This window comes from Gemmatimonadota bacterium, assembly GCA_016714015.1.
In the GTDB taxonomy this organism is placed as follows: Bacteria; Gemmatimonadota; Gemmatimonadetes; order Gemmatimonadales; family Gemmatimonadaceae; genus Pseudogemmatithrix.
In genome coordinates this window covers 69,805-88,308 of the sequence record JADJNZ010000004.1, presented here as the reverse complement: position 1 = coordinate 88,308, position 18,504 = coordinate 69,805, and the positions used below count along the sequence as shown (strand labels likewise).

Here is an 18,504-nt window from a genome sequence, read left to right as displayed (position 1 = left end):
ACTTTGCTTTGCAAACCAGCTTCCTGCTTGACCATTTTACTGTATAGCAATATGCTAGGGTACCCCTTCCCGGATGCCCTATGGCTCGCGTGGTCGTGCTCGGAGCTGGAGTCGCAGGACATACTGCCGCCGCCTTCGCCCGCAAATGGCTCGGGCTCAACGACTCCGTCACCGTGGTCTCCCCCAAGGACCACTACAACTGGATCCCGTCCAACATCTGGGTCGGCGTCGGCCTGATGCGCCCCGAGCAGGTCACCTTCCCCCTCCGACCCGTCTACCAACGCGCCGGCATCGAGTTCGTCCATGGCGCCGCGCGTGTCATCCATCCCGAGGGCGACCGCACCGACGCGACCCCGTACGTGATGGTCGAGCCCGCCGCACCGGGCGGATCCTCCGTGCGCGTGCCGTACGACTACCTCATCAACGCCACCGGACCGCGCCTCCGCTTCGATCGGACGCCCGGCCTCGGCCCGGCCGCCAACTCTCACTCCGTCTGCACCGAGGACCACGCCGTCCACGCGGCTCGCGCCTTCGACGAGTCGGTGCAGCGCATGAAGCGCGGCGAACGTCAACGGTTCGTCGTCGGCGTCGGACACGGCACCTGCACCTGCGAGGGCGCCGCCTTCGAGTACATCGTCAATCTCGAGTTCGAACTCCGCGCGCGGGGCGTGCGCGACAAGGCCGACATCACCTGGCTCACCAATGAGTACGAGCTCGGCGACTTCGGCATGGGCGGCATGCACTTCCGCACCGGCGGCTACGTCCAGCCCTCGAGCGCCTTCAATGCATCGCTCTTCGCCGAGCGCGGCATCGACTGGGTGACGCGCGCTCACGCGCGGCAGGTCGATCCCGACCGCGTCCACTACGAGACCGTCGACGGCACGCTCGGCGAGCTCCCCTTTGACTTCGCGATGCTCCTTCCCCCCTTCTCCGGTGTGGGCCTCGCCGCGCGCGACAAGGACGGCAACGACATCACCGCGAAGCTTTTCCAGCCGAACGAATTCATGAAAGTGGACGCCGACTACACCGCCAAACCCTACGAGCAGTGGAAGGCGGCCGACTGGCCGCGCACGTACCAGTCGCCAGCCTACCGGAACATCTTCGCCGCCGGCATCGCCTTCGCGCCGCCGCATGCGATCTCCAAGCCCTACACGACGCCGAGCGGCGCTGCGGTCGCGCCCGCCCCGCCGCGCACCGGCATGCCCTCGGCGATGATCGGCAAGGCCGTCGCGCGCAGCGTGGTGGACATGATCCGCGGCGCCGACGGGCCGACCAAGACCGCGTCGATGGCCGAGATGGGCGCGGCCTGCGTCGCATCGGCGGGCGCCAACCCGTTCACCGGCACTGCGGCCTCGATGACGGTCTTCCCCATCATCCCCGACTTCGAGACCTACCCCGAGTACGGCCGCGACCTCGACAACACGTTCGGCGAGATCGGGCTTGCGGGACACTGGATCAAGATCGTCCTGCACCATCTCTTCCTCTACAAGGCTCGCCTGCGTCCTGGGTGGAGCCTCATCCCGGAGTGACCGCCATGCCCCCGACCAAGTCGGCGCACGTCGCCAAGCCCACGCGGTGGACGGTCTTCCTCCGCACCTTCATCCCGTGGCAGCTCTGGCGTTTCGCGATGATCAACCTCCGGATGCTCGGGATCATCCGCCGCAGCCACTAAGGATCGTCGTTCACCGGCGGCCGACGAAGCGGGTCACCATCGCGGCGCCCTGGTGGCCCGGCCCCTCGTCGAGGATGACCTCGCCGTCCCAGCCCACGAGCTCGGTGAGCGGCGCCGGCCCCTCGGGGCCGAAATCCTCGCGCAGCATCGCAAGGGTGAAGAGCATCGCGACGTCCTTCGGGCCACCGCTCGAGCGGCCGAGCTGCGCGGGATGGAACCCTTCGAGCAGCAGCACGCCCCCTCGACGCAGTCCGCCCGCCAGCCGCCGATGCGCATCGCGGCGCCACGCCGGCGGCAGGTGCACGTAGGTGAGGACGATCGCGTCCCACGCATCAGGCTCGGGACTCCATGTGGAAAGGTCGGCCTGCAGCGGCGCGATCGTCACGCCGCGCACCGCCGCCAGCGCGCGGGCCTTCGCGAGGCCGACCGCGGACTGGTCGAGCGCGGTCACCTGATGCCCCTGGCCGGCGAGCCAGACGCTGTTGCGCCCCTCCCCGTCCCCGGGCACGAGGATCTGTGCCCGAGCGCCGAGGCGGGCCGCCTCCCCCGCGAGGAACGAATTCGGCGCAGTGCCGTACTTGAACTGGTCGCCAGCGAACTGCTCGTCCCAGAAGCTCATCGGTCGGTCCCATGGGGGGCGGAGAGAGCGGCGCGGAGGGTATCCAATCCTCGATCGCGTAGCATTCCCCAACATAAAGCCCCCGCCCTACGGTGGGGGACCCATCACCGGAGAGAGCGCATGTCAGCGACCGCCACTGCCCGCCATCCCCACCTGACGGACTTGCGCGCCAGAACGCGGACCGGCGCGCTGCTCGCTTCGCTGGTGGCGTCACTCGTTGCGATGCCGGTTGCAGCACGTGCACAGCAGGACGACCGCATCGCGCTCACCGTCTCGACCCCGACGGCGCTGGGCGTGCTCTGGCACACGAGCGATCGTCTGGCGCTGCGTCCGGAGATCAACCTCACGCACAGTCGCCTCACGGGCACGCCGGCGACCACCGGTGCCACGCTGGGGACGTCCCTGCTCCTCTATACGAGCGGCGCGGGCGCGACGCGGACCTACCTCGCGCCGCGCCTCGCAGCGCAGTTGACGTCCCAGACGTCAGCGCCCGACCTCGTCACCTGGGCGGCCGGCCTCTCGTTCGGGGCGCAGCATCGATTCGAACTATCGTCGCTGATGGTCTTCGCCGAGGGCGGGGTCCAGGCGTCGTGGTTCGAGCGGGAGCTCGGCCTGGCCGGCAACGTCTCGGCCACGCAGTGGTCCACCCGCACCGCCATCGGACTTGGGTGGTACCTGCGCCGGCGCTGACCCGTCCGGCTACTGCAGGTACAGGTAGAGCCCGTAGAGGCCGACGCCGAGCCCGCCGAGCATGATGATCGAGCCGACGCCGTCCCCGATGATCGCGCCACCGAGCAGCGCCGCGCCGCCGAGGATCATGTAGGTCCGCGACTGCTTGGTGTCCGCGCGGCGCATCGGCGCGGGGGCCGTGCGCGCCTCGACCGGCGCGAGCGCACGGACACCGGCGCGTGCGGTCTCCACGCGAGGTCCGTCAAGGCGAGCTTCGGCCGACGCTTCCGTCGTCGCAGCTCGGAGGGCCGGCGCGACGGGGACCAGGGACTCGCCGGCGGCGGTCTGCTGCGCCCGCGCGGAGCAGGGGGCGATGGCAAGCACGAGGACGAGAACAGCGAAGTTGCGGACGATGGGCATCGAGCGGTCTCCGATCGGGGTGGCGGCAACGGCGACGTGACCTGCGCGAACACGTGCGTACGTTCGCGCGCGTCGACGCGCGAGGCAAGGTCGCGAGGCAAGGTCGCGAGCCGACGCGCGAACTCACTTCCTCGTCTACTTCTGGAACCACCCCGACGAGGTCGCGCGGAGACAGCGCTGATACTGCGCCGGGGGGAGCGTGGGCGCGCACACCGGATTGCTCTCGCGGGTCCGCTCGCTGGTCGTGCGCTCGGGCGGCGCGATGCGCGAGCCGCGCTCCTCTTCACGCGCCGCACTGTCGCCAGGCGACACGCCCGGATTCGCCGCCGCTCGGTCCGCGCGATCGCCCGGCTCGCCCTGCGCCTCGTCCACGCGACTGACGTCGCCGGACGACCCGCTCGTGCGGCGGATCGCGTCCGCGAGTTCGGTCGCCGCCGCGCTCAGTGGCACGAGCGTCACGTTCGGCGTATGCAGGCTCGGGAGCCGCACGACGGCGTGGAACGCCGCGAGCGTCTGTCGCGCGCCGGCGCTCCCGCCTTCCATGCGGATCCACACTTCCTTCCCCTCCCCCACGATGGAGAGGGTGATGCCGGCCTCGCCATGGAAGAACTCGCCGCCGAGGGCCCGCGTGAGCGCCGCCGGCACAGTGCCGGCCGACGAGCGCAGCGCCTCGGCCTCGGGCTCGTTCGCCCCGGCGTACGCCGTCTGGATGGCGCGGATGCGCCCCGCCAGTGTCGTTGCGCGGGCGGAACTCGTCGCGCCGCGCAACTGCGGCGCCAGCAGCAGGGCGAGCATGCCGAGGAGCACGAGCACGAAGATCAGTTCGATGAGCGTCAGGCCGCGGCGCACGCCCTGGTCGTCAGGGCGTGGCGTACACGATGGTGCGATGCGGGTCGGCGAGCGTGGCATGCGGATGGATCCCCCAGTACACAGTACACCGGGCACTGGGGGATCCGCGACGGGAGCGGCGGGTGCCGTCCCGAGGAGACGCCGTCCGTCCGGGCTACGGCACGATCGCCGGCCCACCGATCACGTTCGGCACGTTCCGCTGGCGCAGGAGCGAATTGAGCGCGTTCAGGTCGCCGCCCAGCAGCGACTCGAGCGCCGAGAGGTGCTGGCTGAGCTGCGCGTTGAGGATCCCCTGCACCTCGACCTGCTGGTCGGTCGGCCTGAAATCGTTGTTGATCAGTCCATTCGCGAGGTAGCCCAGCTTCGAGATCAGCTTGCTCCCGAAGCGCACGCCGTCCTGCCCGGTGCCCGTCTGCCGCAGGTCGACGAGCTCCATCTCGAGGGCGGTCACCTTCTCCTCGAGCGCCGCCACCGCGCGCGTCACCTCGGCATCGGCGACCGCCGTCCGCAGGGCCGCGAGCTGCACGCGCACCGACTCCATGCGATGCACCGCGGCCGCCGCGCGGTTCATGTCGTCGCGGATCGCGTTCGCCAGCCGCGTCTGCGCGACGATGTCGCCCTCGGTGCCGCCCGAGTTCGGATCCTTGCGCACCTCGAGCGGCTTGCTCGATTCCTGCCCGCCGACGGAGAGCTTCACCGTGTACGTCCCGGGGGGCATGAGCACCGAGACCTGCGCCGTGCCCGGCGCGGTCCGTCCCTCCGGACCGACGGTGATGTACGGCGCATACATCGGGCTCGTCCGCAGCGTGACCGCGGTCGAGGGCTCATCGCGCAGGTCCCACGTCACGCGATTGATGCCGGCGACATTGGAGCCGACGAGCGTCCGCACGACCTTCCCCGCGGCGTCGGTGACGGTGATGCGCGGCGCCTGCGCGGCCGGCGCCTTGAGCCAGTAGTTGATCGAGGCCCCGTAGCGAGGATCCTCGCCCGTCGTCGGGTCATCGTAGGTACTCGACGGCGCCGTGATGTTCCGGAACCGGTACGCCGCGCGAAGGTCGAAGAGGTGCGCCGCGCGCGCCATCACGTCGCCCGTGAGCTGCTGCAGCGGCGTGATGTCGTCCATGATCCAGAAGCCGCGGCCGTACGTGGAGATGACGAGGTCGTTGAAGTGCTCCTGCACCTGGATGCCGGACACCGGCGCGGCGGGCAGGTCGGTCTGCAACGGCAGCCACGTGTCCCCGGCATCGAACGAGACGTAGATGCCGTTCTCGAGCCCGAGGTAGAGCAACCCGCGACGCTTCGGGTCCTCGTGGATGACCTTGGCGTAGCTGAGGTTGTTCCGCGGCAGCCCATTCGTGATCGCCTTCCAGGTCTTCCCGTAGTCGGTGGTGCGATAGACGAACGGGTCGCGATTGTTCACCTGATGGAAGTCCACGGTGAGGTACGCCGTGGCGGCGTCGTACTTCGAAGAGACGATGCTGCGCACCGAGCCCCAGGCCGGGAGGCTGGGGAGGTTCGGCGTGAGGTTCGTCCAGGTCCGGCCGTCGTCGCGCGTGAGCTGCACGAGGCCGTCGTTGGTGCCGACCCAGATGGTCCCCTTCTCGCGCGGGCTCTCGGTGATCGCGTAGACCACGCCGGCGTACTCGACGCCGATGTTGTCCCCCGTGAGCCCGCCCGACGAGCCCATGCGCGAGCGATCGTTGAGCGTGAGGTCGGGGGAGATCACCTGCCAGCTCTGCCCGCCGTCACGCGTGCGGTGCACATGCTGGCTGCCCGTGTAGACGGTGTTGTGATCGTGCGGTGAGATCGTGAGCGGTGCGTCCCACACGAAGCGGTACTTCACGCCCTCGGCGGGTCCGTTGCTCTGCTGCGGCCAGACCTCCACCGAGCGGAACATCCGGCGGTCCTCCTCGAACCGCACGACGATACCGCCGACCATCCCCGACCCCGATGCGGTCGACCAGATGATGTTGGGATCGACCGGGTCCGGCGTCGCCCAGCCGGACTCGCCGCCGCCGACCGCATGCCACATGCCACGCACGATGCGTCCGCCAGCGAGGCGCGAGTTGCTCGGGCCGCGATACGTCGGCTCGTCCTGCTTGTTCCCGAGGACGTTGTACGGGATGTTGTTGTCGACCGTGACGTGATAGATCTGCGCATTGCTCAGGCGCTGCCGGAACCAGCTGCGCCCGCGGTTCTGCGTGATCGAGAGCCCCTGGTCGTGCGCGACGATCTGCCGGTCCGCGTTGGTGGGGTCGATCCAGATGTCGTGGTGGTCGCCGCCGGGTGCCGCGGCGCGCTGCTGCACGACGATCGTGCGCCCGCCGTCGATCGACTTGGCGAACGACGCCGTGAGGAAGTACGTCTCATCCTCGTCGTCCGGTGCCACCGCCATGCGCGAGTAGTAGTGCGCACGTCCCATCGCGTTGCGGTCGCGGCTCACCAGCTGCCATTGCCGCCCGCCGTCGTCCGAGCGCCAGAGCTGCCCGCTCTCGGTCTCCTGCCCGTTCCACGGGATGCCATCACCCGTCTCGATCATCACGAACACCCGATTCGGGTTCGAGACCGAGAGTCCCAGCGCGACCTTGCCGTGCGGCTTCATCGGGAGTCCGTTACCGCGCAGCCGCGTCCAGGTGGCCCCGCCGTCGGTCGACTTGAAGAGGCCGCTCCCGGGCCCGCCGCTGGTGCGCCCCCAGGTGTGGATCTCGATCTGCCACATGCCGGCGAAGAGCACGCGCGGATTCCCGGCATCCATCGCGAGGTCGGAGCAGCCGGTGTTCTCATCGACGAACAGCACCTTCGTCCAGGTGGCGCCGCCATCGGTCGTGCGGAAGACGCCACGCTCCGGCTGCGGTCCGTACGCGTGGCCCAACGCGCAGGCCATCACGATGTCGGGGTTCGTCGGATGGATCACGATGCGAGCGATGCGCGCCGTCCGTTCGAGGCCCATGAGGGTCCACGTCTCGCCGCCGTCGGTCGACTTGTAGATCCCCTGCCCCACCGAGATGTGCGAGCGGATGTGCGCCTCGCCGGTGCCGGCCCACACGACGTTGCGGTCCGACCGCGCCACCGCGAGCGACCCGATCGACTGCACCGGATGCGCGTCGAAGGTGGGGCGCCAGTTCACGCCGCCGTCGGTGGTCTTCCAGACGCCGCCGCTCGCACTGCCGACGAAATAGGTGAGCGGATCGCCCACCACGCCCGCCGCGGCGGCGAATCGGTTGCCTTCGGGGCCGATGTTGCGCCAATGCATGCCGCGCCATTGGTCGGCCGCGGGCCGCAGAGCGGCTGGCGCCGCCGGCGCCGGCGTCTGCGCCGTGAGCGGAAGGGCGGCCGCGACCAACGCGACCGCGACGAGCAGGCGGGACATCGTGCGCATGTCGGATCCTCGGTGGGGGTGCGCCGAGATTGTACGTCAGGCGGTCGGGCGTGGTAAGTCCGGCGCGCCGAGCGCCGCCCAGGTCCCTCGGCGCGCGCAGGGGTGGACGAAGTCGCCGAGTGGGGGGATCTTCCCGCCATGCGCCCACTGATCCTTCTCGCCCTCGCTGCCGCGCCACTCACCGCGCAACGCATCCCGCTCGTCGACCTCGACCGCGAGCCCGCGCGTCACGTCGTCGTCGATCGCGAACCCGGCCAGTACCTCGGCCACGTCACCACCGCGCTCCTTGGCGATGGTCGCTCCATCCTCGCGGTGTACCCGAAGGGTCACGGCCGCGGCGCGATCGTCATGAAGCGGAGTGACGACGAGGGGCGCACCTGGAGCGCGCGACTCCCCGTCCCCGCCAACTGGGCCGAGTCGCAGGAGGTGCCGACGCTCTTCCGCGTCCCCGACACCACGGCAGGCAAGTGGCGACTGCTCCTCTTCTCAGGGCTCTACCCCGCGCGACTCGCGCAGAGCGATGATGACGGCCGGACCTGGACACCGCTCAAGGATGTCGGCGCCTGGGGCGGCATCGTCGTGATGAGTTCCGTGGTCGCGATGCAGGACGGCTCGCTGCTCGCCTTCTTCCATGATGATGGTCGCGCCATCGCCGCCGGCGGACGCGCGACAGGGACCTTCCACCTGTACCAGGTGCGCTCGCGCGACGGAGGTCGGACGTGGGGCCGCCCGCAGCAGATCTGGGAGGGGAGCGATCTCCATCTGTGCGAGCCCGGCGCCATCCGCTCGCCAGACGGTCGCGTCCTCGCACTCCTCCTCCGCGAGAATCGGCGGCGCGCGATGTCGCAGGTGATCTTTTCCGCCGACGAAGGCGAGAGCTGGACCACACCGCGTTCGCTGACGGACGAGCTGACCGGCGACCGTCACACGGCCAAGTACGCGCTCGACGGCCGCCTCGTGATCACCTTCCGCGACATGGCCGCGGACAGCCCCACCAAGGGCGACTGGGTGGCATGGGTCGGCCGCTGGAGCGACCTCGTCGCGCGCGAGCCCGGACAGTACCGCGTGCGCCTCAAGGACAACACGAATGCGTGGGACTCGTCCTATCCCGGGCTGGAGCGCCTCGGCGACGGTTCCTTCCTCGCGACGACGTACGGGCACTGGATCGCCGGTGAGGAACCGTACATCCTGAGCACCCGCTTCTCGCTCGCCGAGCTCGACGCACGCGCCGTGTTCGATCAGTCGCGCCTCGCTCGGCTCGGGGACTACATGCAGATGAGCGTCGACTCGCAGTGGATCGCCGGCGCCGTGGCGCTCGTGCTGCGCGACGGCGAGGTCGTGTACGAGCGCGCCGTCGGCTGGTCCGACCGCGAGGCCGGGAAGCCGATGTCCGCCGACGCGATCTTCCGCATCGCGTCGCAGACCAAGGCGATCACGAGCACCGCGATCATGCAGCTCGTCGAGGAGGGACGCATCGCCCTCACCGATCCGGTGGCGAAGTGGATCCCCACCTTCGCGCGCACCAGCGTCGCCAGTCGCGCTGACTCGGGCCGCACCGTGCTCCCCGCCCGGCGTCCGGTCACCATCTTCGACCTCCTCACGCACACCGCGGGCATCTCCTACGGCACCGACGCCTCGGTCGCGGCGCGCTACCGCGCGGCGGGACTCGGTCCCGCCGCCGGCTTCGGCTGGTACACCGCCGACAAGGACGAACCGATCTGCACGACCATGGACCGCCTTGGTACCCTGCCCTTCGTCGAGCAGCCCGGGGAGCGGTTCGTCTACGGCTACAACACCGACATCCTCGGGTGCGTGGTGGAGCGCGCGAGCGGGCTGCCCCTCGACCGGTACCTCCGGGAGCGGATCACCTGCCCGCTCGGGATGGCCGACACCGAGTTCTTCGTGTCGCGCGAGAAGGCCGCCCGCCTCGTGACCGTCTATCGCAGCGAGGGCGGTCGCGCCGTGCGCGCCGACACGGGTCAGCGCGGCCAGGGACACTACGTCGACGGACCGCGGCGCAGCTTCGCCGGCGGTGCGGGCCTGACCTCCACCGCGCGCGACTACGCGCGCTTCCTCGAGGCGATCCGGCGCGGAGGGACCCTCGACGGCGTGCGGATCCTCTCCTCGCGGAGCGTGCGGCTCATGTCGACCGACCAGATCGGCGCGCGCTACGGCTCCGACGGCCAGGGCTACGGCCTCGCCTTCGCCACCGTCGAGCGCGACGGTGCCGCCGGCTTCGCCGCGCGCGGAAGCTTCAACTGGGGCGGCGCCTACGCGAGCATCTATCACGTCGATCCAGCGCGACGACTCGTCATGGTGCTGATGCTGAATCAGCTGCCCAGCTCCGCGGACCTGCGGCCGAAGTTCGCGACGCTCGTTTACCAGGCCATGCTCGAGGGCGCACCGTGACCTCATCACCCGCTCCGGGCGGCCGTCGACTCGCCGTCGCCGCCGCTATCCTCATGACGCTCTCGGCGGTCGCGCACTCCCTCGGCTCGCTCCTCCTCGCCGAGATGACCGCCGACCTCCCGAGCGAGACGGGCCAGCTGCTCACCATGCTCTGGTTCGGCGCCGCCGCCGACTTCGCGCTCGTCGCCGCCCTCGGTTGGCGGATCGCCCTGCGCCCGATGCCCGGTGCGCGCTTCCTCCTCGCGGGCTTGGCGCTCCAACCGTTCCTCATCGCGCTCCTGCAGGCGATCATCCTCGGTCCGAGCGCGCCGACCGCGATGCTCACCGCGAATGCCCTGCTCTTCGCGCTCGCCGCGTGGCGGTGGCGGGACGCCTGACGGGCGCGCACTCGCGGTGCGGCGTGCGAGCGGCCCGCTACTCCACGTCGTCGATCGACCGCGGCCAGTCATCCTTGAGCAGTCGCGACATCGCCCGGTCCGCGAGTCGTCGCCCCTCGGTCTGGCACCGCGCGCAGTAGTTCGTCTCGTTGTCCGCATAGCGGATCCGCTGCACCGGTGCCTCGCACACGGGACAGGGCAGGCCGAATCGGCCATGCACCTGCATCTCGGGACGGAACGCGGTCACCGTCTCGGGGAAGCCCGCCCCCACCTCGGCCCGCAGATGCGCGATCCACCACTGCAGCGTCTCGACGGTCGCGGCGTACAATCGCATCGCCTCGTCGTCGCCGAGCTTCGATGTCAGCTTGAGCGGCGAGAGCCGCGCCGCGTGCAGGATCTCGTCCGAGTATGCGTTGCCGATCCCGCTCAGGAGCCGCGGGTCCGTGAGCGCGCGCTTGAGCGTGTGGTTCTCGCTCCGGAGCCGGGCGATGAACGCCGCCGGCGGCGCGGTGAGCACCTCAAGCCCGCCCCGGTCGATCGCGCCGAGCGCCGCACGCCCCTCCACCGCGGTGAGCGACGCCCGACGCTTCGTCCCCGCCTCGGTGAAGAGGAGCGCCCCGTGCGCGAACTCGAAGATCGCCAACGGCCCCCGCCCCGCGACCTTCTTCCCCGGCGCGCGCCAGCGCAGCCGCCCCGCGATCATCAGGTGCATCACGAGGAACCGCTCGTCGTCGAACGCGAGCACGAGGCGTTTCCCGAGACGTTCGATGCCACGAACCTCCGCACCGACGAACGCCGTGACCGGAGGGGACACGGACCGGACGAGGAACGGACTGGCGATGCGGATCGCGGTCGGCGCGCGGCCCACCACGTGGCGCTCCAGCGCCTCCGCATAGACGACGAGGTCGGGGAGTTCGGGCACGCGCAGAACGTAGCGCCAGCGCCGGCACGGTGCCGAGGCCTTGCGCTGGACCGGTGCACCATCGAGTTTAGTATATACTAACTTATGGTTCCCGACCCGCGCTCCGCCCTCCTCGTCTTCGGCGTCCTCGCCGTCGCCGCGCTCGCCGTCCTCTGGCCCCGCCGGGGGCTGCTCGCGCGCCTCCGCCGCCTCCGTCGCGCCTCGGAGCGGGTCCGCGTGGAGGACACGCTCAAGTACCTCTTCCATCGAGGTGCCGAGGGGCGCGACGTGCACGCCGATGCCCTCGCCGGCTCGCTGCAGGTCCGCCAGCAGCTCGCGCGCGGGATCCTCGAACGGCTCACCGAGCGCGGCCTGGCCGAGCTCGTCGGAGCCGGCGGGCACCGCCTCACCGACCGCGGGCGCATCGAAGCGCTCCGCATCGTGCGGTCGCACCGGATCCTCGAGCACTATCTCGCCGACCGCACCGGCATCGGCCCCGAGGAGTGGCACGAGCTCGCCGAGGACGAGGAGCACCTGCTCACCGCCGACGAGATCGAGATGCTCGCCGCACGACTCGGGCAGCCGCGCTTCGATCCGCACGGCGACCCGATCCCCACGGCGGAGGGCGAACTCCCGGCGGCCGAAGGCGCGCTGCTCCCCACCCTCGCGGTCGGCGAGGTGGGGACCATCGTCCACCTGGAGGACGAACCCGCCGACGCCTACGACCGCCTCGTCGCGATGGGCTTCGCCCTCGGCAAGACCGTTGTCGTGCGCTCCCGCTCGGCGTCGATGGCGAGCGTCGAGCTCGACGGGCGGGCGCACATGCTCCCCCGCGCGCTCGAGCTCGCGGTGAGTGTCGAGCGCGCTGCGGAGGCGCACGGCCCGGCGCGCACGCTCGCCGACCTGGGTGCGGGCGACCGCGCGCGCGTCCGCCGCCTCTCGAGCGAGTGTCGCGGTGCACAGCGCCGCCGCCTCCTCGACCTCGGGGTCGTGCCGGGCACCATCCTCTCGGTTGAGATGCGCAGCATCTCCGGAGACCCGCGCGCCTATCGCATCCGCGGCGCGCTCATCGCGCTGCGAAGGCACCAGGCCGAATGGATCGAACTCGAGCCCGTCGGGTCCCCGCGCGACACGCCCCGCGACATGGCGGCGATCGCCTGATGGCCGCGACGACCATGCGCACCCGCCTCCCCGCGCGCGACGAGTCCCTCGTCCAGCTCGGCGTCCGCTCCGACAAGTGGGACTTCCTCGTCGCGCTCGCGGGCAATCCGAACACCGGCAAGAGCACGGTCTTCAACGCGCTCACCGGACTGCGCCAGCACACCGGAAACTGGCCCGGCAAGACGGTCACGCGCGCTGAAGGGTACTTCACCGTCGGTGGCGACCGCTTCAAGATGGTGGACCTGCCGGGCACCTACTCCCTGCAGGCGGCGAGCACCGACGAGGAGGTCGCGCGTGACGCGCTGCTCTTCGGCGCACCCGACGTCACGGTGATCGTGCTCGACGCGACGCGGCTCGAGCGCAACCTCAACCTCGCGCTGCAGGTCCTCGAGATCACGCCGCGTGTCGTCGTCTGCCTCAACCTGATGGACGAGGCGAAGCGGCTGGGGATCGGCATCGACCCCGCGGCGCTCTCGCGCGAACTGGGCGTGCCGGTCGTGCCCGCCGCCATGCGGCAGGGCGAGGGGATCGACGCGTTGCGCACCGCCATCCAGCAGGTCGCGCGCGGCGAGATCGCGCCGGCTCCGACGCGGGCGCGTGACTTCGCGCCCGAGGTCGAGACGCTCATCCACGAAGTGGAGGCGATGGTCCTCGAGGCCGAGCCCGCGCGCGCCAACACCCGCTGGGTCGCGCTCCGACTGCTCAATGCGGACGAGCGGGTCGCCTCGATGATGCCCGCCGACCTGGTGGCACGCGCCAACGCGGTGCGCTGGCGGCTTAGTCCGGACTTCCACGACCGCATCGCCGAGGGGCTCTATGCCTCGGCGGAACGGATCGCGGCGCGCGCGGCGCTCGCCGGCGTGCGCCGCGCGAAGTTCGATCTCGATCGCACGCTGGACCGCTGGCTCACGAGCCCGCTCACTGGCTTCCCGCTCATGGTCCTGATGCTCGGGGTCGTCTTCTGGCTGACGATCGCCGGCGCGAACGTGCCATCGGGGCTGCTCGCCGACCTGCTCGTGGATCGAGGGCATCCGTTCGCGCGCGGACTCATGGGGAGCATCGGCGCGCCCTGGTGGCTCACCGGGGTGCTGATCGACGGCGTCTACCTCGCGACGGCGTGGGTCATCGCCGTGATGCTCCCGCCGATGGCGATCTTCTTCCCGCTGTTCACGCTGCTCGAGGACTTCGGGTACCTGCCGCGTGTGGCCTTCAACCTCGACGCGCTCTTCCGGCGCGTCGGCGCGCACGGGAAACAGGCGCTCACGATGTGCATGGGGTTCGGCTGCAACGCGGCCGGCGTCGTCGCGACGCGCGTGATCGACAGTCCGCGCGAGCGGCTGGTCGCGATCATCACGAACAACTTCTCGCTCTGCAACGGTCGCTGGCCGACGCAGATCCTCATGGCGTCGCTCTTCATCGGCGCGCTCGTGCCGGCGGCGCTCGGCGGCCTCGTCTCGGCGGCCGCGGTGGTCGGCGTGACTCTCATCGGCGTGCTCGCGATGTTCGCCTCGAGCTGGCTGCTCACACGGACCGCGCTCCGCGGCGAGGCGACGAGCTTCTCGCTGGAGCTGCCGCCGTACCGGCCGCCGCGGCTCTGGCAGACGCTCTACACCAGCATCATCGACCGCACGCTCATCGTGCTTTGGCGGGCGATCGTCTTCGCCGCGCCGGCGGGAGCGGTGATCTGGCTGGTGGGGAACGTCGGCTGGGGCGGCGAGAGCGTGGCGCAGCACCTCGTCCGCGGACTCGACCCCGTGGGCATCCTCCTCGGGATGAACGGCGTCATCCTCCTCGCGTACGTGGTCGCGATCCCGGCGAACGAGATCGTGATCCCCACCGTGCTCATGCTCACGGTGCTCGTCGGCGGGACGCCGGACGCCGGCGCCGGCGCCGGCGTCATGTTCGAGCTCGACCAAGCGCAGATCGGCGCCCTGCTCCGCGCGAACGGCTGGACGACGCTCACGGCGGTGAACCTCATGCTCTTCTCGCTGCTCCACAATCCGTGCTCGACGACGATCTACACGATCTGGCGCGAGACGCGCAGCGCGAAGTGGACCTCGGTCGCGACGCTGCTGCCCCTCGGCATGGGCTTCGTGCTGACGTTCCTCGTCGCACAGGTCTGGCGGATCATCGCTGGGGCCTGATCGCCGCCCGCGCGCTCCGCGGCGGCATGTAGCGCGCGCGCATCAGTGGGGCGCAACGTCAGGGCGAGGCGGGGGCGACCGCGGGGGAGTCGGGCGAGCGCCGCGACGCCGATGACTGTGCCGCCGCCCCCTCCCTTCCGGTGATCTGGGTCCCCCGGCGGGCGGGCCGCTGCGCATCCTGCAATGAAGCGATGCAATTCGTTGCCAGATAGCGACTTGGATGGCCTGTACCCCCCCGGCCACACCACTGGCACGATTCTCTCTCTTTTCGCCCCCGTCGTGCCCGGTTGGGCCGTCCGGATGCCCCCTGTATTGCCAAGGTTCACCTGTTGGCGAAGATTAGGCGGTTGCCGGACCACAACCTTAGAGAGACCTGAGCGGAATGATCTGCGCGCATTGCAGCACGCCCGTCGCTGACGAAGCCCGTTTCTGCCACAGTTGCGGCTCCCTCGTGTCCGACGCGGAGGGGCAGGCCGCGGCGACCGCGGCGATGGACCAGAGCTCGTTCCTGCACATGGAGCGGCTGCTCCGCGAGGACACCAAGGGTGTCTACACCGTGAAGCACATGCTCGGCCGCGGCGGCATGGCCGTCGTGTACCTGGCCGAGGAGACCGGGCTCGCTCGCAAGGTCGCGCTGAAGGTGCTGCCGCCCGAGCTCACGTTCGGCCACGGCGTCGAGCGCTTCAAGCGCGAGGCGCGCACCGCGGCAGCGCTCGACCATCCGAACATCATCCCGATCTACCGCATCGGCGACGGCGGCAAGCTCTTCTGGTACGCGATGAAGTTCCTCGAGGGCAAGTCGCTCGAGGACCTGCTGAAGGAACGCGGCGCCATGTCGCTCGACGAGTCGATCGAGATCCTCGAGCAGGTGGCCGACGCGCTCGATTACGCACACGAACACAAGGTCATCCATCGCGACATCAAGCCCGCGAACGTGATGCTCGACAACCGGAATCGCGTCATCGTGACCGACTTCGGGATCGCGAAGGCGCTCTCCGAGGGCAAGCTCACCGCCACGGACTCGGTGATCGGCACGCCCTACTTCATGAGCCCCGAGCAGGGCATGGGCAAGACCGTCTCCGGTGCCAGCGACCAGTACTCGGTCGCGGTGATGGCGTACCGGATGCTCGCCGGGCATGTGCCGTTCGACGGCGAGTCGGCGATCGACATCCTGCACAAGCACTGCATGTTCCCGGCGCCGGTCCTCGGCGAGGAGATGCCCGACCTGCCGCCGCACGTCTCGACGGCGGTCGCGCGAGCGCTCTCCAAGGACGGCAGCGAGCGGTTCCTCTCGGTGCACGACTTCATCCAGGCGATGAAGGACCCCGATTTCGTGCCGAAGGAGCCGGCACGCGCGAGCGGCGTCACGGTCGTGATGAACGCCGACGACGCGAAGCGCCTGCGCACCGGCGCCGGGAGCGGCACGAACGCCTCCGCCGCGAGCAGCGGTCGGAACAAGACGGTCGTCCCGAGGGGACAGACCAAGCCGGCGGACAAGACGGTCGTCGCGTCCGCGAAGGCCGTGTCCGCGCCGGCCCCGGCGCCGAAGTCGAAGGCGGGACTGTTCGCCGCGATCGCGGTCGTCGTGCTCGGCGGTGGTGCCGCCGCGGCGTACTTCGCGACGAAGGGCGGCGACTCGCCCGCGACGAATCCGTCCACGCTGGCGGCCACGCCGCCGGCGCCGGCTCCCATCACCCCCGCGCCGGTCACGCCCACGCCTCAGACGGTCGACACCGCGGCGATCGTCGCAGCCGCGAACGCTGCGGCGGCCGCCGCGAAGCCGCCCGAGGACACCAAGGCGCCGGTCACGCGTCCGCCCGCCAGCACGGGCACGAACACCGGCACGAAGGCGCCCACGGGGGGCACCAAGGCGCCGGTCCGCACGCCCGCACAACAGCAGACCACGCCGGTGCAGAACGCCCCCGCGCCGAGCACGCCCGCGCCCGCGCCTGCGCCCGCGCCGGCCGCGGTCGAGATGGGGAAGCTCCGCCTCACGGTGAACTTCCCCGCGACCTTCGAGATCGACCGCACCTCGTACGGCGAGAAGAAGAGCTGGTCGATCGACCTCGCGCCGGGCGATCACATCATCGTCGTGAAGAAGGACGGCTATCAGACGGTCACGCAGACCGTCGACGTGAAGGCCGGTGACAATCCCGTGGTCCGAATCACCCTGGTGCCCAATCCATGATGCGTCGCATACACGCGGTGGCCGCGCTCCTGCTCCTCGCGCCGCTCGCCCTCTCCGCGCAGAACGCGCCCGCCCAGCCCACCAGCCGGGCCACCCTCGTGACGCAGGCGGCCGCCGCCTACGAGAACGTCGAACCCGACCGCGCGCTGCAACTCGCGCGCGCGGCACTCGACCCCTCCCTCGGCGGCGCCGACACCACCTGGGTGCGCGCGCTCCACCTGCTCGCGCAGGTGCTCGTCGAGAACGGCAACGAGCCCGACGCGCGCACCTGGGCCCGCTGGGGCATGCGCCTCAACCCCACGATGCGCATCGACTCCGTGAACTATCTCGCGGGCGTCGTGTCGGTGCTGCGCGATGCGCGCGCCTACGCCTCGGTGCGCACCGACTCGGACGACCTCACGCGCATGACCTGGACCTGGCCGGGCCGCACCAGCACGGCCACGCAGGGGACGCTTCGCCTCGACCCGTCGCCGATGTCGGCGGCGATCCGCGTCACCGTCTCCAATGCCGCGACCACACCCGGTGGCGCGCGCGGCACGCCCGTCGGACAGCTCGTCGCGGGCGCGGGGCTCGCGCTCCCGCCGGGCAGCTACGAGATCGAGGTCACCGCGACCGGCTTCCTTCCCGCGCGCATCACGCGCGAGGTCCTGCCGGGGGCCACGCTCACCTTCGCGTTCCAGCTCACCTCGTCGGCGGTCATCTCGGCGACCATCACCGACGCGGCCCGCCAGAACGCCTATCGCAGCACCGCGGCGCTCTCCGTCTCGCGCTTCGGCACGCCCGCCCCGGCCTGCGCCGCGGGCGTCGTCGCCGGCAGCCGCGTGCTCCTCACGAGCTACACCGCCATCCGCGGCGCCGACGCGCTCACGGTCCGCATCAACGGCCAGCCCGTCACCGGCGAGCTGCGCGTCGCCGCGTATGATGCGAGCGCGAATCTCGCCGTGGTGGTCCTCCCCGCGGCGCGCACCGACTCGGTGGCGCTCGCGACGCAGATCATCGACGGGCAGTCGGCGTGGGCGATCACGCTCGCGCAGTGCGCGACGGTCGCCGACACCCGCGCCAACATCGACGAGTGGGCGCAGCGGCCCCTCGGCGCGCTGCGGCTCAGCACCACCATCGCGCAGGGCGTGAACGGCGCGCCCGTGGTCGACTACCTCGGCCGACTCGCCGGCGTGTGGACCGCCGGCGCGGGCGCCATCCCGGCACCCAACGCCTCCGCCCTGCTCGCGCAGGCCCGGCAGGCGATCACCGCCCAGCAGACCCTCGCGCTCGCGGAGGTCGGCCGCCGTGAGAGCCACCTCTACGGCGGCGTGACCGTGGCGACCGACGTGCCGGGCGCGACGGTGAAGCTCACCGGTCTCGAGCGCTGGCACTGGACCGAGGTGACCGCCGGCGCGACCGGGCCGGCGCCGTACAACTTCAGCGGCCCGATGGGTCGCTATCGACTGGAGACCAGCGCGCCCGGGTTGCAGAGCCGCACGCAGGAGATCGTCATTCGCCCCGGCGAGACGATCCGCGTGGCGGTGCCGCTCCGCACGGCGGTCGCGCAGGGCCCCGCACAGCCGCAGGCCGCGCCGAAGAAGAGCAAGAAGTGGGTGTGGATCGCCGTCATCGGGGGTGCGGCCGGAGCGGCCGCGGCCCTGGGCGGCGGCGGCGGCGGTACGCCCGCCGCGACGACAGGCTCGATCAACATCTCGGTCCCGAACCCCTGATATG

At 70.9% G+C, this 18,504-nt stretch carries 14 protein-coding genes; 9 read left to right on the top strand and 5 right to left on the bottom strand.

Annotated elements, in window-relative coordinates:
- Positions 1-80: 80 nt before the first annotated feature.
- Together IPJ78_07630 and IPJ78_07625 are read left to right on the top strand one after the other, a co-directional pair.
- A complete protein-coding gene (locus tag IPJ78_07630) occupies positions 81-1,529 on the top strand; it encodes an NAD(P)/FAD-dependent oxidoreductase (GenBank protein ID MBK7906419.1) in 1,449 nt (482 codons plus the stop codon).
- Positions 1,530-1,534: 5 nt separating this feature from the next.
- Complete coding sequence (locus IPJ78_07625; protein MBK7906418.1) at positions 1,535-1,672, top strand: hypothetical protein; 138 nt, start codon at positions 1,535-1,537, stop codon at positions 1,670-1,672.
- A gap of 10 nt (positions 1,673-1,682) precedes the next feature.
- Here IPJ78_07625 and IPJ78_07620 read toward each other — a convergent pair whose 3' ends face one another.
- Positions 1,683-2,291, bottom strand: coding sequence for a class I SAM-dependent methyltransferase (locus IPJ78_07620; protein MBK7906417.1), 609 nt, complete (start codon positions 2,289-2,291; stop codon positions 1,683-1,685).
- Positions 2,292-2,513: 222 nt separating this feature from the next.
- On the opposite strand from IPJ78_07620, the gene IPJ78_07615 reads away from it, so the two are divergent.
- The gene (locus IPJ78_07615; protein MBK7906416.1) at positions 2,514-2,981 is read left to right on the top strand and encodes a hypothetical protein; all 468 of its coding nucleotides are present in this window, start codon (positions 2,514-2,516) and stop codon (positions 2,979-2,981) included.
- Between the two features lie 9 nt (positions 2,982-2,990).
- Here IPJ78_07615 and IPJ78_07610 read toward each other — a convergent pair whose 3' ends face one another.
- From IPJ78_07610 to IPJ78_07600, 3 genes are all read right to left on the bottom strand, one after another.
- Positions 2,991-3,380 carry a hypothetical protein gene (locus tag IPJ78_07610; protein ID MBK7906415.1) on the bottom strand — a complete coding sequence of 130 codons (390 nt, stop codon included), beginning with the start codon at positions 3,378-3,380 and terminating at the stop codon, positions 2,991-2,993.
- A 135-nt stretch (positions 3,381-3,515) separates the two neighbouring features.
- Complete coding sequence (locus IPJ78_07605; GenBank protein ID MBK7906414.1) at positions 3,516-4,229, bottom strand: prepilin-type N-terminal cleavage/methylation domain-containing protein; 714 nt, start codon at positions 4,227-4,229, stop codon at positions 3,516-3,518.
- A 154-nt stretch (positions 4,230-4,383) separates the two neighbouring features.
- Positions 4,384-7,608, bottom strand: coding sequence for a sialidase (locus IPJ78_07600; GenBank protein MBK7906413.1), 3,225 nt, complete (start codon positions 7,606-7,608; stop codon positions 4,384-4,386).
- 138 nt (positions 7,609-7,746) lie between these two features.
- Between IPJ78_07600 and IPJ78_07595 the strand changes: the two genes are divergently transcribed.
- Complete coding sequence (locus tag IPJ78_07595) at positions 7,747-10,017, top strand: serine hydrolase (GenBank protein ID MBK7906412.1); 2,271 nt, start codon at positions 7,747-7,749, stop codon at positions 10,015-10,017.
- Positions 10,014-10,394: a hypothetical protein gene (locus IPJ78_07590; protein MBK7906411.1), complete on the top strand. Its 381-nt coding sequence runs from the start codon at positions 10,014-10,016 to the stop codon at positions 10,392-10,394. The genes IPJ78_07595 and IPJ78_07590 overlap by 4 nt, the downstream gene beginning before the upstream one ends.
- 37 nt (positions 10,395-10,431) lie before the next feature.
- Here IPJ78_07590 and IPJ78_07585 read toward each other — a convergent pair whose 3' ends face one another.
- Positions 10,432-11,316 (bottom strand): formamidopyrimidine-DNA glycosylase, encoded by an 885-nt coding sequence (locus IPJ78_07585; protein MBK7906410.1) that lies wholly within the window; start codon positions 11,314-11,316, stop codon positions 10,432-10,434.
- Positions 11,317-11,400: 84 nt separating this feature from the next.
- On the opposite strand from IPJ78_07585, the gene IPJ78_07580 reads away from it, so the two are divergent.
- The 4 genes from IPJ78_07580 to IPJ78_07565 all read left to right on the top strand — a co-directional run bounded on the left by IPJ78_07580 (position 11,401) and on the right by IPJ78_07565 (position 18,500).
- Complete coding sequence (locus tag IPJ78_07580) at positions 11,401-12,456, top strand: metal-dependent transcriptional regulator (protein MBK7906409.1); 1,056 nt, start codon at positions 11,401-11,403, stop codon at positions 12,454-12,456.
- A complete protein-coding gene (gene feoB / locus IPJ78_07575) occupies positions 12,456-14,600 on the top strand; it encodes a ferrous iron transport protein B (GenBank protein ID MBK7906408.1) in 2,145 nt (714 codons plus the stop codon). The genes IPJ78_07580 and feoB overlap by 1 nt, the downstream gene beginning before the upstream one ends.
- A 451-nt stretch (positions 14,601-15,051) precedes the next feature.
- On the top strand, positions 15,052-16,788 hold the full coding sequence (locus IPJ78_07570) for a serine/threonine protein kinase (protein MBK7906407.1): 1,737 nt from the start codon (positions 15,052-15,054) through the stop codon (positions 16,786-16,788).
- The gene (locus tag IPJ78_07565) at positions 16,788-18,500 is read left to right on the top strand and encodes a hypothetical protein (GenBank protein ID MBK7906406.1); all 1,713 of its coding nucleotides are present in this window, start codon (positions 16,788-16,790) and stop codon (positions 18,498-18,500) included. Before IPJ78_07570 ends, IPJ78_07565 begins: the two co-directional genes overlap by 1 nt.
- Positions 18,501-18,504: the final 4 nt, after the last annotated feature.

What these genes read in the sequence shown, in the direction of transcription:
- IPJ78_07620 (MBK7906417.1), bottom strand. Translation starts at nt 2,291, where the DNA reads ATGAGCTTCTGGGACGAGCAGTTCGCTGGCGACCAGTTCAAGTACGGC.
- IPJ78_07610 (MBK7906415.1), bottom strand. Translation starts at nt 3,380, where the DNA reads ATGCCCATCGTCCGCAACTTCGCTGTTCTCGTCCTCGTGCTTGCCATC.
- feoB (MBK7906408.1), top strand. Translation starts at nt 12,456, where the DNA reads ATGGCCGCGACGACCATGCGCACCCGCCTCCCCGCGCGCGACGAGTCC.
- IPJ78_07630 (MBK7906419.1), top strand. Translation starts at nt 81, where the DNA reads ATGGCTCGCGTGGTCGTGCTCGGAGCTGGAGTCGCAGGACATACTGCC.
- IPJ78_07600 (MBK7906413.1), bottom strand. Translation starts at nt 7,608, where the DNA reads ATGCGCACGATGTCCCGCCTGCTCGTCGCGGTCGCGTTGGTCGCGGCC.
- IPJ78_07595 (MBK7906412.1), top strand. Translation starts at nt 7,747, where the DNA reads ATGCGCCCACTGATCCTTCTCGCCCTCGCTGCCGCGCCACTCACCGCG.
- IPJ78_07615 (MBK7906416.1), top strand. Translation starts at nt 2,514, where the DNA reads ATGCCGGTTGCAGCACGTGCACAGCAGGACGACCGCATCGCGCTCACC.
- IPJ78_07565 (MBK7906406.1), top strand. Translation starts at nt 16,788, where the DNA reads ATGCGTCGCATACACGCGGTGGCCGCGCTCCTGCTCCTCGCGCCGCTC.
- IPJ78_07580 (MBK7906409.1), top strand. Translation starts at nt 11,401, where the DNA reads ATGGTTCCCGACCCGCGCTCCGCCCTCCTCGTCTTCGGCGTCCTCGCC.
- IPJ78_07625 (MBK7906418.1), top strand. Translation starts at nt 1,535, where the DNA reads ATGCCCCCGACCAAGTCGGCGCACGTCGCCAAGCCCACGCGGTGGACG.